This is a genomic window from Kribbella sp. NBC_01510 (assembly GCF_045040325.1).
Classification (GTDB): Bacteria; Actinomycetota; Actinomycetes; order Propionibacteriales; family Kribbellaceae; genus Kribbella.
In genome coordinates this window covers 3,278,174-3,291,379 of sequence record NZ_CP109418.1, presented here as the reverse complement: position 1 = coordinate 3,291,379, position 13,206 = coordinate 3,278,174, and the positions used below count along the sequence as shown (strand labels likewise).

Here is a 13,206-nt window from a genome sequence, read left to right as displayed (position 1 = left end):
TGTACGCCACGCATCGAGAGTACGGAAACCGGGCGGACTCGCCAGCCGTGGTCCCACTGAGTGAGACAATTGATCAGATTGCGGACAATCAGGTCCGGACCACGTTCGTGTGGGCGACCTTGTCGTGCAGCGCCTGCTTCTTGTCGTCCCAGAGCGGCCAGAGGTAGTTGATCAGAGCAAGAAAGCTGAACAACGTCCCGACCAGCGGGATCGTGGCCAGCAGGCTGAGTCCGATGATGAAGCCGTACCGCTTCGCCACGGCGGATCCGGGCGGATTGCCCGGCACGTCCCGGAGCCGGACGCCGATTCCGAGCGCCCTCTTGCCGGGCGTGGCGCCCTTCTTGGTCAGGAACAGGTACTGGTAGACGAACGACACCAGGAGCCCGAGCAGCACCCCCGGGATGATCCACTTGTACGCGTCGGGCGGCAGCGCGGTGCTGGTCGTCGGGGTGCCGGCCTCCGCTGCATCCAGCGTGTCTTCGAAGTACCTCCAGATCACCTGGGAGTACTGGTAGTAGAAGTAGCCGGTCAGCGGCAGGCCGATGATCGCGACGATGATCGAGTCGATGATGAAGGCGAACACCCGGCGCCACCAGCCCGACAGCGGCTGCCCGTCCGGCGTCGCGGCTACCCGCCGCCCGGGGTAGCCGTAGCCCTGCTGCTGAAAACCCTGCCCGTACTGCGGCTGGCCGTATTGGGGCTGCCCAGGTTGCGGTTGCCCGTACGGCGCTTGACCGGTCTGTTGCGGCTGCGCGCCGTACTGCGCCGGCGCTTGCTGGCCGCCGCCGTACACCTGACCGTGCTGCGCGGGCTGGCCGTACTGCGGTTGGCCGGTGGCCGCGGGCTGGCCGAACTGGCCCTGGAACGGCGGCGGGCCCTCCTGGGCACGGTGCTGGTCCATCCAAGCCTCACCGTCCCAGTAGCGCTGCTGGGTCGGGTCCTGGGGGTCGTCGTACCAACCGGCTGGGAAGCTCACCGCCATAGCATCGCCTAAGTCCGAGGGCATCCGCCATTCAGTTACAGATATCTGTCAATCAGTTGCAGTCAGCGGACGGACTCAGTTGGGCTGGCGCTCGATCGCGGTGGCCAGCGCGGCGATCACGTCAGGCTTGCGCGGCGCGCCACTGGCCCGCTTGACGACCGCTCCGGTGCTGTCGAGCACCAGCGTCGTCGGGGTCCGCAGGATGTCGAGCCGCCGGACCAGCTCCAGATGCGACTCCGCGTCGAGCTCGACGTGCCGCACTCCCTCGACCATGCCCTCGACCTCGGCCAGCATTCGCCGCGTCGCCGGGCACGGCGCACAGAACGCCGACGAAAACTGCAGCAAGGTGGCCCGCTCGCCGAGCTCGCCACCGACCTCGGCCGCCGACACCCGCTCCACGTCCTCGACCTTCCCCCGGAATCGTCCGTCAACCCACGTTTTGAGCGCACTGAGCAGCACACCGGCGCCTACCGCGCCGACCAGCACCCAGATACCCAAGCTCACAACAATCCACAGTACGGCGGTGTGTTTACGATTCAACCGCGCGTTTCACTCCTCGGACTGGACAATGGGGTCCGTGGAGAACGGGTTGACGGTCCGAGGCGGGGTTGTGATTCCCGAGGCCGAGCTGGAGTGGCGGTTCTCGCGGTCCAGCGGGCCGGGTGGGCAGTCCGTCAACACCACGGACAGCCGGGTCGAGCTGAGCTTCGACGTGGCCGGTACGACGGCGTTGAGCGACGTACTGAAGACCCGGGCGCTCGAGCGGCTGGAGTCGCGGCTGGTCGGGGGCGTGGTGACCATCGCGGCGTCGGAGTACAAGTCGCAGTGGCGCAACCGGGAGGCCGCCCGGGAGCGGCTGGCCGTGCTGCTGCGGGAGGCGATCGCGCCACCGCCCCGGCCGCGGCGGCCGACCAAGCCGAGCAAGGCCTCGGTCCGCCGCCGGCTCGACGCCAAGAAGCGCCGGGGCCAGACCAAGCGCCTCCGCGGCCGCCCGGACGACTGACGGGGACGTCGCGTCCAGCTGGAAGTTGCCGAAGGCCCCTAACCTGCTCACGCAGGTCGAATGCGAGGGGTCAGGCGTTGGCGTCGGCGGTCTCGCGGGTTGTGGTCGGCGGGATGACGAAGCGGTACCCGACGTTTCGTACGGTGCCGATCAGCGACTCGTGCTCCGGGCCGAGCTTCGCGCGCAACCGCCGTACGTGAACGTCTACCGTCCGCGTGCCGCCGAAGTAGTCGTAGCCCCAGACCTCCTGCAGCAACTGCTCCCGGGTGAACACCCGCCCCGGATGTTGCGCGAGGAACTTGAACAGCTCGAACTCCTTGTAGGTCAGGTCGAGCGCCCGCCCGTTGAGCTTCGCCGTGTACGACGCCTCGTCGATGACGACATCGCCGCTACGGATCAACGTGGAGTCGGGCTCCTCGTTCCGCACCGCAGCGAGCCGGCCGATGACGAGGCGCAGCCGCGCCTCGATCTCCGCCGGACCGGCCGTGTCGAGCAGTACGTCGTCCGCACCCCAGTCCGCGTTCACCGCGGTCAGACCGCCCTCGGTGACGACCAGGATCAGCGGTACGTCGATGCCCGTCGTACGGATCAGGCGGGACACCCCGCGGACGGCGACCAGGTCACGCCGGGCGTCGAGCAGGACAGCGTCCGCGTCCGGAGCATCGACCAGGGCGGCGACCTCGGCGGGTAGGATCCGGATCTGGTGCGGCAGCAGGGCGAGCGACGGCAGGACCTCTGTGGAGGCCTGCAACGCGTTCGTCAGCAGAAGCAACGTGCTCACGCTGTCTCCTTGCGCTGATCATCGGATCCTCGGTAGGCGACCCGGTCCAAGGGCGGTGTCAAGCCCCAGCGGCGTCATTGCCGGGGGCCCGAGACACACTGGAAAGCAACAGCAAGCTGACATAATAGCGGAAGACTTAACCGATAAGTGAGGCCTGCGACCACATGCCGGAAGTGACCATCAGGTACTTCGCCGCCGCGCGCTCCGCCGCCGGCCGGTCCACCGCGACCGCCGAAGCCACCTCGATCGGCGACCTCGTCACCACTGTCTCGGCCGACCGCCCCGAACTGGCCCGCGTCCTCTCGATCTGCACCTTCCTCCTCAACGGCGAACGCGCAGACCCCACCACCGCTCTCTCCGCCGGCGCCCAAGTAGACGCCCTCCCACCCTTCGCCGGCGGCTGATCCACCCCCGACGGCTGAATCAGAAGAACAACTTCAGCAGTACGAAGGCGAGCGCCACAGCGGTCGTCAACGCCGCCTTCCCCGACCCGAACCCCCGCCGGAACGCGGTCACGAACACAGCCACCGTCAGCGGAACCAGCATCACCAGCAACGTGATGCCTGCCGCGTGAACCCCCACATGCGCCCGCCCGGTCAGCACCAGCCCGACCACGAACGCGAACGTCAACCCGAGCCAGGTAGTGACCTGGATCGGCCCATCCTCACTGCGATGCCCGCGATGCGACGCCCGGGCCGCACGGCGATGCGAAGTCGGAGCAACGTGCGACATCGGTCACCTTCCGAAAAGAACCGAATACGCAAGGTAGCAGCAACCCCGCACGCACGTAAAAGCCACAACCAGTGCTCGTCGCACAACCCGGCTCACAAACCCCAGGAGCCTCAGAAGCCCCACCTGTAACGGAACTCGCGGACCGACGAGCCCCCTGGCGACGCAGCCTTCCCCCGCCGAGGCCGGTACGCCGCGCACAACGGCGTACCGGCCGGGTCACGGCGTACCGACTGATGCGGCGTACCGGCTGGTTGTCAGGAGCCGATGGAGATGCGGTCCGTGGCGACCGGTGTGTAGGGGTCGTGAGCGGTCAGGTAGTTGGCGAAGGCGTCGATGTCGAGGCCGCCGAAGAACTTGTTCGTCGCGGTGGTGAAGGCAGGGAAGCCGTCGCCACCATCAGAGAGGAAGTTGTTCGTGACGATGCGGTACGACGTTCCGTCCACCAGCGGCTGCCCCGCGATCTTGATCGAGTCCGCGACCACCTTCGAGCCCGCCGCGGCCGCCGGGTTCCAGGTGTAGGTGATGCCCGCGACCTGGAGCACCTTGAACTTCGCCGCCTCGGGACCGTTCACCCCGGAGAACTGCTGCTCCAGCAACGCCTTGATCTGCGTCCCGGTCATGTCCATCGACACCAGGAAGTTGTTGAACGGCTGCACGGTGAACGCCTGCCCGAAGGTGACCTGGCCGTTGGTCGACGCCAGGTCGGCACGGATACCGCCCGGGTTCATGAACGCCACCACCGGTGTCTTCCCGCCCGTCACGACCGACGGATCGGCGAGCTGAGCGTCCGCGATCAGGTTCCCCAGTGGCGACTCGAGCGAGTCGTCGGGCGTCCGCACCACCGACGGCGTGGTGATGTGGCCGATCACCTTGTTTGCAATCGGATCGACCAGCGTCTTGTACTTGGCGATCAGCTCGGCCGTCTTGCGGTCCTGCACCACGTCCTGGGTGACGATCTGGTTGTTGGCCAGCGTGTTCACCCGGTCGACGTCACCGGTCGCGTTGTTGATGCTCAACCGGACCTCGGTCACGAGCCGGCCGAACGACGAGGCACTGGTGACGAGCCGCGGCTGCTTGGCGCTGTCCAGCAGGGAGCAGTTGTATGCCTGGTGGGTGTGGCCGGAGATGATCGCGTCGATCTCCGGGTCCAGTCCCGCGTTGATGTCGACCACCGGACCGGAGATGCCCGGGCAGCTGTTGTACGCCTTCGGGTCGGCCGGGAAGCCGCCCTCGTGCAGCAGCACGACGATCGACTTCACACCCTTCTTCTTCAGGATCGGGACCAGCGCGTTCGCCGTCTCGACCTCGTCCTTGAAGGTCAGCCCCTCGACACCGGACTTGGTGACGATGTTCGGTGTGTTCTCCAGCGTCATGCCGATGAACGCGACCTTCTGACCGTCATCGAAGGTCTTGATCGTGTACGGCGCGAACAGCGTCTGCTGCGTGTTCTCGAAGAACACGTTCGCGGACAGGTACTTGAACTTGGCGCCCGTGAACGGGTGCTTCGCGTCCGGGCAGGAGTTCTGGTTGTTCTGCCCGTCGCCGTCCGGCAGGCAGCCACCGGTCTGCATCCGGAGCAGCTCGTGCCAGCCCTCGTCGAACTCGTGGTTGCCGACCGAGGCCGCCTCGAGGCCCATCCCGTTCAGTGCCTCGATCGTCGGCTCGTCGTGGAACGCGGCCGACAGCAGCGGCGAGGCGCCGATCAGGTCACCGGCGGCGACCGTGACGGAGTCCTGCCCCTTGGCCGCCGCGGCCGCGCGCAGGTCCTTCAGGTGGGTCGCGAGGTACGCCGCGCCGCCCGCCGGGATGCCGTTGATGTTGCCGCTCGAGCCCGTCGCCGGCTCCAGGTTGCCGTGGAAGTCGTTGATGGCGAGCAGTTGGATCTGGGTGTGCGTCGGCTTGGGTTTCGCCGGCGCCGCCTGGGTCACGGTTCCCCCCGTGGCCATGGCGAGCACCGCGACCGTCCCGGCGGCGAGCAGGCCAACGACCCGTCGTCCCCCCAACCGCGTCTTGTCTCGTCCTGTCAGGGCCATGTCTACTCCGTCGTCGTGGCGGTCACCGCGGATGGCGGTCCCGCGAAAAGCTCCGCGGTGCCGCGAAATTACCCGGCCCGGCGTGACCCCGCCAAGGACTTGAGCATGAACTGACCAGGACCTTTTACGGTATTCCCGTGACTCTCGAAGCCGTACCCTCACCGTTGCCCTCGGCTACTGCCGCCGCCGTCACGGAACTCGCCCGCTCAGCGGCACAGAGCGACGGCGTCCACCCACTCTCCGAGCGCACCCTGCTCCATCTCGACGGCGAACACCCAGGCGACCTGCACGTGCTCGCGTACGAGGGCGAGCCGGGCACGATCGAGGTCACCGGCCTGCAGAGCGCCCGAAACCTCATCGGGTACGGCGCTCTCGCACCAGACGGTTCGGCCGAGTTGGTGGTCGCCCCAACAGCCAGACGCCATGGCACCGGTACGGCGCTACTCCGCATGCTGCTCGACCACGGCGGCAACCGGATCCGCGTGTGGGCACACGGACGACTGCCTGGCTCCGACGAGTTGGCGAATCGACTCGGTCTGGAGGTCACACGAGAGCTCTACTTCCTTCGCCGTACCAGGGCATCTCTCCCCGACCCGGTGTGGCCGGACGGGATCGCCGTACGGACGTTTGTGCCCGGACGGGACGACGCGGCCTGGCTGAAGGTGAACGGCGCGGCCTTTGCGGACCACCCGGAGCAGGGCAGCTGGACGGCGGCCGACTTGGCGGAACGCCTGCAGCAGCCCTGGTTCGACCCGAACGGCTTCTTCCTGGCCGTGGACTCCGGCACCGGAGCTCTGGCCGGCTTCCACTGGACGAAGGTCGAGGACGGCATCGGCGAGGTCTACGTGGTAGGAGTTTCTCCCGCCCACCAGGGCAGCGGCCTGGGCAAGGCCCTCACCCTCCAAGGCCTCCACCACCTCCAGGAAGACCGCGACCTCGACACCGTCGTCCTGTACGTAGACGGCACCAACACCGCAGCACGCTCCCTTTACAACGCCCTCGGCTTCACCACAGCCGCCCTGGATGTCCAGTACGCCCCCTCCAACGCCCTGTGAACGACATCACAGCGAAACCATCCACTCACTTCACGTCATAATCCGCCGGCCGACCCGTCCCATCACCAACCAGGAGCCGTCCGCGCCTCTAACCCCCCAGCCGGACGGCTCCTGGCCCCCCACCACTTATCCACACCTGCACCTTTTGACATCCCCACCCGCTCCCGCCCCCGACTACGATCAAGTCGACTACGGAGAGGTGACAAAGGTGACTAACCGCAACAGGCCAGCCGCCCCACTGCTGACCTGCCTAGCAACAGCTCTGCTCCTAACCGCCTGCACCTCCAAAAGCCGCGAAGCCGGCCGCCCCGACGCGACGGCGTCGACGTCCTCATCCGGTGCATCGAGCACAGCGCCACCGACCTCGACCGCCACCAGGACACCAACTGCAGTCCCCACACCCTCGGCACCGCCGACGCGGCCTGCAAACGCGGCGGGACTCAGTCTCTCGGCGGCCGAAGCATTCATCGGCTACTGCGTCGCGCTGCAGAACTACGCATACGCAACGGGCGATTCGCAGTACTTCCTGGCTGAGAGTGACGACGGCTGCATCGGCTGCAAGGCAATCAGCGACTTCGTCAAGTTTTCCAACGCATCGAATGGCGGCCTCAGCGGCGACTACTTGGACAAACTCATTTCGGTCAAGGAGATAGTGCGCGGGAGTTCAGGGAAAGTCGGTGGATCTGCGGAACTCCGGAGCGGCGCCTATATGGAGCGGCCGTCACCGTCGGCCAAGCCTGTGGCTCGGCCCGCTAGCTCGGCCGTCATGGAGTTCACCCTGTCGACTCAAGGCAGCAACTGGGTCATGTACGAGCTGGAAATCAAGGAATGAAGCGCACGAGCTGGTTGCTCCCGCCACTTGCGGTGACGATCGTCGCGAGTGTGACCGTCACTGGACCCAGCCACGCTCTCGGCTCGGGCATCATTCATCGAGGGACAACCACGAGTGCTGCCTCACCTCGTCCGCCGGTCGTCGGCGGGAAGCCCGGCAAGCACGGCGTCAAGCTGACAGCCGAGCAACAGCGGCGTCAGCAACAGCGTCGCCGACTCGATCCGTCTCTACCGCCAAGACCGCCACGCCAACCGCGGAAGATCCATCCTCCCGCCGAAAACGTCATTCGAGATCCTCAGGTGACTCCCCAACGGCCATTCCGCCTCAACATCGGGGTCTGTGGGCGGATGCAGCCGGATGGGACTGTGCCTGGGCCGGCTCGGTGTATGCCGGATGTGCCCCACGAGACGACGGCTAGGAGGCGGAGGTTGCCTGTGGTTGTGCGGGCTCGGCCTCAGGATGTGACTTGGGGGCAGGTTTTGGCGGAGTCGAAGGTGGTGTTGTTTCCGGAGTTGGCGGTGAAGGTGCAGCCGCGGGGGCGGACGTTGGTGAATCTGGACACCATCGTTTACACCGACGAGAGCAAGGTGTCGACGACCACCATCACTTTGCTGGGATTCCCCGTCGCGGTTGAAGCCACGCCGATCAGCTATACCTGGAATTTCGGTGACAGTACGCCGGCATTGACGACCAGTACGCCTGGTAAGCCCTACCCGTCGAAGGAGATCACGCACAAGTACATGAAGCGCGGTGCAGTCAGCCTGACCCTGACGACCAACTATGCGGCCCGTTTCAACGTCGCCGATACCGGGTGGCAGTACGTCGACGGCACTGTCCCGGTCACTGGCCCCGCCACTCCACTGCAGGTTCGTGAGGCGGTCCCTGTGTTGGTGGATCCGCCTAACTAATGCAAGGCGGATTTCAGGTGGTTGGTGAGGTGAGTGTGGGCTTGTCGGGTTGCGCCGGGGATGTTCAGGAGGTTGGCGTAGCCGTGGGTCAGGGAGGGGTGGGGGACGTGGGTGAGGTGGTTGCCGGCGGACTCGAGGGCTTGGGCGTAGTCGTTGCCTTCGTCGCGCAGGGGGTCGAAGCCAGCGGTGGTGAGATAGGTCGGGGGTAGGCCGGTGAGGTCCTCGGCCAGCAACGGGGAGACCAAGGGGTTGGGGCGGATCTTGGGGTCCGGCGTGTAGTGGTCGCGGTACCAGATGATGTCGTCCTCGGTGAGGATGAAGCCCTCAGGGAAGAGGTCCCGGCTGGGGCGGCGCCCGACCAGGTCGAGGCCTGGGTAGAGGAGGACCTGCAGCGCGGGCTGCGGGAGGTTGCGGCGCACGGTCTGCTGGGCGACGACCGCGGCCAGGTTGCCGCCGGCGCTGTCGCCGCCGACTGCGACCAGGGACGGATCGACACCGAGGTCCTCCGCATGCTCGACGGCCCAGGTGAAGGCGGCGATCGCGTCCTCTGCGGAGGTCGGCGCCGGCGCCTCGGGGGCGAGGCGGTAGTCGACCGCCAGGACCCTGATGCCGGCATCGGCGGCCAGCGCCCGGCAGAGCGGGTCATGGGTTTCGAGGTCGCCGACGACCCAGCCGCCGCCGTGGAAGAAGACCAGGAGGCCGCGGCCGGCGTCGCGCGGGACGTACAGCCGGGCGCCCAGCTGGCCGTCGGCGCCGCGAACGGTCAGCTCGGTCACGCGCTGTAGTTCGACCGGGCGTCCGGCGACGAGCATGCACAGGTACTTCAGGTGCGCCCGGGCCACGGCCGCGTCGGACTTCGTTGTATCCGGCAACCAGCCCTTCACCCGGAGGAGCAGCTGCAGCTCGGGGTCGAGCGTGTTGCCGTCGATCTGGATCGGCGGGCCGGCCAGCCGGCGCCGGACGGCGGTCGGCAGCGCGAACAGCGGGGTCAGGGCATTCGCCTGTACGGCGGCCACCGCGCCTCGGAGCACCGAGTCCAATCGTTGGTTCACAAGGAGTGACGCTAGCAACAGCGACCACGGACACGGGCGTCGAGGCAACGGGAACGTCACATCCACGGACCCGCGAGACGGCTACCCCTTGTTCACCAAAGGATGGGATGCTGGTCGATGTGGCTGGAGACCTGCTGGCGTCGCATAACCGGGAGTACGACGTCGAGCCGCCGTACGACATCGCGGCGGCCGGCGATCTTCCGGCCGACCGTTTCTCCGATCGCGAGCTGAGCTGGCTCGCGTTCAACCAGCGTGTCCTCGAACTGGCCGAGAACGACCGGATTCCGCTGCTCGAGCGGGCCAAGTTCCTGGCCATCTTCGCCAGCAACCTGGACGAGTTCTACATGGTCCGGATCGCCGGTCTGAAGCGCCGGATCGCGGCCGGCGTCGCGGTGCGGGCGGCCAGTGGGCTGCTGCCGCGCGAGGTGCTCGACCGGAGCCTGAGCCGCAGCCGCGAGCTGATGGACCGGCAGGCGGAGACCTGGCGGAAGGTGGTCCAGCCGGCGCTGACCGAGCAGGGCATCGACATCCTGCGCTGGGACGAGCTCGAGCACGGCGAGCGCGAGGACATGACCCGGTTCTTCCGGGACCGTGTCTTCCCGGTGCTGACGCCGCTGGCGGTCGACCCGTCGCACCCGTTCCCCTACATCTCCGGCCTGAGCCTGAACCTGGCTGTCGTGGTCCGCAACCCCGACAGCGGCGGCGAGCACTTCGCCCGGGTCAAGGTGCCGCCGCTGCTGCCGCGGTTCGTGCGGGTCGCCGAGGGCCGGTTCGTCCCGCTCGAGGACGTCATCGCCACGCACCTGGGCCAGCTGTTCCCGGGCATGGAGGTCACCCAGCACCACACCTTCCGGGTCACCCGCAACGAGGACCTCGAGGTCGAGGAGGACGACGCCGAGAACCTGCTGGCCGCGCTCGAGAAGGAGCTGCTGCGCCGCCGGTTCGGTCCGCCGGTCCGCCTCGAGGTCGAGGAGTCGATCGACCCGCAGGTGCGGGCGCTGCTGCTGTCCGAGCTGGGCGTGACCGAGGCCGAGGTGTTCGAGCTGCCCGGCCCGCTCGACCTCCGTGGCCTCTTCACGATCGCGAGCCTGGACCGGGCCGAGCTGAAGTACCCGGGCTTCGTGCCGTCGACCCATCCGCACCTGTCGGAGGTCGAGACGGCCAACCCGGCGGACATGTTCTACGCCCTGAAGCAGCGCGACGTCCTCGTGCACCACCCGTACGACTCCTTCTCGACGAGTGTGCAGCGGTTCATCGAGCAGGCCGCCGCCGACCCGCATGTGCTCGCAATCAAGCAAACGCTCTACCGGACCTCCGGTGACTCACCGATCGTGGACGCGCTGATCGACGCCGCCGAGGCCGGCAAGCAGGTGCTGGTGCTGGTGGAGATCCAGGCCCGCTTCGACGAGCAGGCGAACATCAAGTGGGCCCGTCAGCTGGAGCACGCCGGCTGCCATGTCGTGTACGGCGTGATCGGCCTCAAGACGCACTGCAAGCTGTCGCTGGTCGTGCGCGACGAGCCGGACGGCCTGCGCCGCTACGCTCACATCGGCACCGGCAACTACCACCCCAAGACCGCCCGGCTGTACGAGGATCTCGGTCTGCTCACCAGCGACAAGGTCGTCACCGAGGACATCGCGCATCTGTTCAATCACCTGTCGGGCTTCGGTCGCAGCGCCGGCTACCGGCGGATCCTGGTCGCACCTCAGTCGGTACGGCGGGGGCTCGTGGAGCGGATCGAGCGAGAGATCCAGCACCACCTGGCCGGCCGCCCGGCGAGGGTCCGGATCAAGGTGAACAGCCTGGTCGACGAGGCCCTGAGTGACGCGCTCTACCGGGCGTCACAGGCCGGCGTACCCGTGGAGCTGTGGATCCGTGGCATCTGCACGATCCGGCCGGACATCCCGGGCCTGTCCGAGAACATCAAGGTCCGCAGCATCCTGGGCCGGTTCCTCGAGCACAGCCGCGTGTTCCTGTTCGAGAACGGCGGTGAGCCGGAGGTGTGGATCGGCTCGGCCGACCTGATGCACCGCAACCTGGACCGCCGGGTCGAGGTGCTCGTGCAACTGAAGGAGCCCGATCACGTCACCGAGCTCGACGAGATGTTCAACCTGGCCATGGACGAGGGCACCGGCTCGTGGTGGCTGCACGCCGACGACACCTGGCAGCCCAGGCTCACCGGGCCGGACGGCGAACCACTGCGCGACCTTCAGGAAAGACTCATCGCCACGCGTGGGCGACGGCGAACAGCAGACCCCATTCCGTAGGGTGAATTCATGAGCAACCCGGCGACTGTCATCGCCGCGGGTGGTGTCGTCTGGCGTGAGAGCCGCGGCACCAGGCAGGTGCTGCTGGTGCACCGGCCGCGGTACGACGACTGGTCCCTCCCGAAAGGCAAGCTGACCACACACGAGCACGTCCTGCTCGCCGCACGACGTGAGATCGAGGAAGAGACCGGCCTGCAAGTCGTACTCGGCCCCCCGCTCGGTGTGCAGCGCTATGTGGTCCGGAAGAACGGCGGCACCGCGCAGAAGCTGGTGCACTACTGGTCTGCCACAGCGGTCGACGACAGCGCCTTCGAGCCGAACGACGAGGTGGACGAGATCACCTGGCTCCCCGAGGACAAGGCCCGCGGCAAACTCAGCTATCCGCGCGACGTCGAGATCCTGGACGCGCTCGACCGGGTGATCCCGGTCGTCGCCACGCTGGTGGTGGTCCGGCACGCCGAGGCCGTGAAACGGAAGGACTGGGACGGCAAGGACAACGCTCGTCCACTGACCCAATCCGGTGCGGCGGTCGCCGAACGGCTCAGCGACGTTCTGGCCGTTATCGGGGCCGACCGGTTGATCAGCAGTGACGCGGATCGGTGTGCCGCGACCCTCGCGCCGTACGCCGTCTCGATCGATCGGCACATCGACTTGTGGCCGGAGATCTCCGAGCGTGGGTATAACGCCGATCCGGACGGCCTACGTGGACTGCGTGAGCGGGCGTGGAAGGCGGGCAGGGTGACGGTGGTGTGCTCACACCGGCCGGTGCTTCCCGCGCTGGCCCGCGAGCTCGGGCTCAAGGTCGGGAAGTTCGCCACCGGGGCCTTTCTGGCGGCGCACCGACTGGCCGACGGCAGCGTGGTTTACGAGCGATTCGGCGCACCGTGACACGGGTCGGTGACGATCCAGGCACAGGAGATGGTGTCTCCGGGTGACACTGGAACTGACGGGTATGTTCCTGTTCGAGGAACCGGCGCCCTACCGGGTGCCGGTCTGAGGAGAGGTCGGGGCGCACCATGGCGATGATGCGAGAACTGACACTGATCGGGATCCGGATGGAATCGCCCAACCGGGCCCCGGTGATGATGCTGCGCGAGACCGAGGGCTACCGCTACCTGCCGATCTCGATCGGCTCGGTCGAGGCGACCGCGATCGCGTACGAGGAGCAGGGCCTGCGTCCGTCGCGGCCGCTCACCCATGACCTGATGCGCGACCTGATCCAGGCGTTCGGCGTACACATCGAGGCGGTCGAGATCGTCGAGCTGCGCGACGCCGTCTTCTACGCCGAACTCGTGCTCGCCAACGGCGTCCGGGTCTCGGCCCGGCCGAGCGATTCGGTCGCCCTGGCGGTCCGTCTCGGTACGCCGATCCGCTGCACCGAACAGGTGCTCAGCGAAGCCGGTGTCGCCACCCCCGAGGAAGAACAGGCCGAACTGGAACGCTTCCGCAAGTTCCTCGACGGCGTAGCCCCGGAGGACTTCTCCAGCTGAGCAGAGGCTGATTGCAGGTGGGCCGCCCCCGAGGCGCCGACCGACGTTCAGGTGGGCTGGACTGCGGACGG

Annotated in this window: 14 protein-coding genes; 8 read left to right on the top strand and 6 right to left on the bottom strand. The window is 67.4% G+C overall.

Annotated features, from left to right (window positions below; genetic code table 11):
- Positions 1 to 88: 88 nt before the first annotated feature.
- A complete protein-coding gene (locus OG558_RS16350) occupies positions 89 to 976 on the bottom strand; it encodes an RDD family protein (protein WP_405071028.1) in 888 nt (295 codons plus the stop codon).
- A gap of 81 nt (positions 977 to 1,057) precedes the next feature.
- Positions 1,058 to 1,486: a TlpA family protein disulfide reductase gene (locus OG558_RS16345; protein ID WP_405071027.1), complete on the bottom strand. Its 429-nt coding sequence runs from the start codon at positions 1,484 to 1,486 to the stop codon at positions 1,058 to 1,060.
- A 64-nt stretch (positions 1,487 to 1,550) separates the two neighbouring features.
- On the opposite strand from OG558_RS16345, the gene arfB reads away from it, so the two are divergent.
- Positions 1,551 to 1,985 carry an alternative ribosome rescue aminoacyl-tRNA hydrolase ArfB gene (arfB, locus tag OG558_RS16340; protein WP_405071026.1) on the top strand — a complete coding sequence of 145 codons (435 nt, stop codon included), beginning with the start codon at positions 1,551 to 1,553 and terminating at the stop codon, positions 1,983 to 1,985.
- A gap of 70 nt (positions 1,986 to 2,055) precedes the next feature.
- Here arfB and OG558_RS16335 read toward each other — a convergent pair whose 3' ends face one another.
- On the bottom strand, positions 2,056 to 2,766 hold the full coding sequence (locus OG558_RS16335; RefSeq protein ID WP_328524215.1) for a response regulator transcription factor: 711 nt from the start codon (positions 2,764 to 2,766) through the stop codon (positions 2,056 to 2,058).
- Between the two features lie 164 nt (positions 2,767 to 2,930).
- Here OG558_RS16335 and OG558_RS16330 point away from each other — a divergent pair, with 164 nt between their 5' ends.
- On the top strand, positions 2,931 to 3,170 hold the full coding sequence (locus OG558_RS16330; RefSeq protein WP_405071025.1) for a MoaD/ThiS family protein: 240 nt from the start codon (positions 2,931 to 2,933) through the stop codon (positions 3,168 to 3,170).
- 19 nt (positions 3,171 to 3,189) lie between these two features.
- On the opposite strand, the gene OG558_RS16325 is transcribed toward OG558_RS16330, so the two are convergent.
- Together OG558_RS16325 and OG558_RS16320 are read right to left on the bottom strand one after the other, a co-directional pair.
- Entirely contained in the window at positions 3,190 to 3,498 is a 309-nt protein-coding gene (locus OG558_RS16325; RefSeq protein ID WP_329484031.1) for a hypothetical protein, read from the bottom strand.
- 254 nt (positions 3,499 to 3,752) lie between these two features.
- Positions 3,753 to 5,531 (bottom strand): bifunctional metallophosphatase/5'-nucleotidase, encoded by a 1,779-nt coding sequence (locus tag OG558_RS16320; RefSeq protein ID WP_405071024.1) that lies wholly within the window; start codon positions 5,529 to 5,531, stop codon positions 3,753 to 3,755.
- A gap of 137 nt (positions 5,532 to 5,668) precedes the next feature.
- On the opposite strand from OG558_RS16320, the gene mshD reads away from it, so the two are divergent.
- From mshD to OG558_RS16305, 3 genes are all read left to right on the top strand, one after another.
- Entirely contained in the window at positions 5,669 to 6,586 is a 918-nt protein-coding gene (gene mshD, locus OG558_RS16315) for a mycothiol synthase (protein WP_405071023.1), read from the top strand.
- Between the two features lie 208 nt (positions 6,587 to 6,794).
- Positions 6,795 to 7,418: a DUF6318 family protein gene (locus OG558_RS16310; RefSeq protein WP_405071022.1), complete on the top strand. Its 624-nt coding sequence runs from the start codon at positions 6,795 to 6,797 to the stop codon at positions 7,416 to 7,418.
- 494 nt (positions 7,419 to 7,912) lie between these two features.
- Complete coding sequence (locus OG558_RS16305; protein WP_405071021.1) at positions 7,913 to 8,326, top strand: PKD domain-containing protein; 414 nt, start codon at positions 7,913 to 7,915, stop codon at positions 8,324 to 8,326.
- Here the strand turns inward: OG558_RS16305 and OG558_RS16300 are convergent.
- Positions 8,323 to 9,378, bottom strand: a complete 1,056-nt coding sequence (locus tag OG558_RS16300) for an alpha/beta hydrolase (protein ID WP_405071020.1) — start codon at positions 9,376 to 9,378, stop codon at positions 8,323 to 8,325. The two genes, OG558_RS16305 and OG558_RS16300, sit on opposite strands and share 4 nt — an antisense overlap.
- Positions 9,379 to 9,485: 107 nt before the next feature.
- Here OG558_RS16300 and OG558_RS16295 point away from each other — a divergent pair, with 107 nt between their 5' ends.
- The 3 genes from OG558_RS16295 (at position 9,486) to OG558_RS16285 (ending at position 13,135) form a co-directional block, all read left to right on the top strand.
- The gene (locus OG558_RS16295) at positions 9,486 to 11,645 is read left to right on the top strand and encodes an RNA degradosome polyphosphate kinase (protein ID WP_329484025.1); all 2,160 of its coding nucleotides are present in this window, start codon (positions 9,486 to 9,488) and stop codon (positions 11,643 to 11,645) included.
- A gap of 9 nt (positions 11,646 to 11,654) precedes the next feature.
- A complete protein-coding gene (locus OG558_RS16290) occupies positions 11,655 to 12,533 on the top strand; it encodes an NUDIX domain-containing protein (RefSeq protein WP_405071019.1) in 879 nt (292 codons plus the stop codon).
- 137 nt (positions 12,534 to 12,670) lie between these two features.
- Positions 12,671 to 13,135 (top strand): bifunctional nuclease family protein, encoded by a 465-nt coding sequence (locus tag OG558_RS16285; protein ID WP_405071018.1) that lies wholly within the window; start codon positions 12,671 to 12,673, stop codon positions 13,133 to 13,135.
- The last annotated feature ends 71 nt before the right edge of the window (positions 13,136 to 13,206 follow it).

Bases quoted from the DNA above. Each gene is read 5' to 3' on its own strand.
- OG558_RS16320 (WP_405071024.1), bottom strand. From the start codon at position 5,531: ATGGCCCTGACAGGACGAGACAAGACGCGGTTGGGGGGACGACGGGTC.
- OG558_RS16290 (WP_405071019.1), top strand. From the start codon at position 11,655: ATGAGCAACCCGGCGACTGTCATCGCCGCGGGTGGTGTCGTCTGGCGT.
- OG558_RS16325 (WP_329484031.1), bottom strand. From the start codon at position 3,498: ATGTCGCACGTTGCTCCGACTTCGCATCGCCGTGCGGCCCGGGCGTCG.
- OG558_RS16330 (WP_405071025.1), top strand. From the start codon at position 2,931: ATGCCGGAAGTGACCATCAGGTACTTCGCCGCCGCGCGCTCCGCCGCC.
- arfB (WP_405071026.1), top strand. From the start codon at position 1,551: ATGGGGTCCGTGGAGAACGGGTTGACGGTCCGAGGCGGGGTTGTGATT.
- OG558_RS16295 (WP_329484025.1), top strand. From the start codon at position 9,486: ATGCTGGTCGATGTGGCTGGAGACCTGCTGGCGTCGCATAACCGGGAG.
- OG558_RS16285 (WP_405071018.1), top strand. From the start codon at position 12,671: ATGCGAGAACTGACACTGATCGGGATCCGGATGGAATCGCCCAACCGG.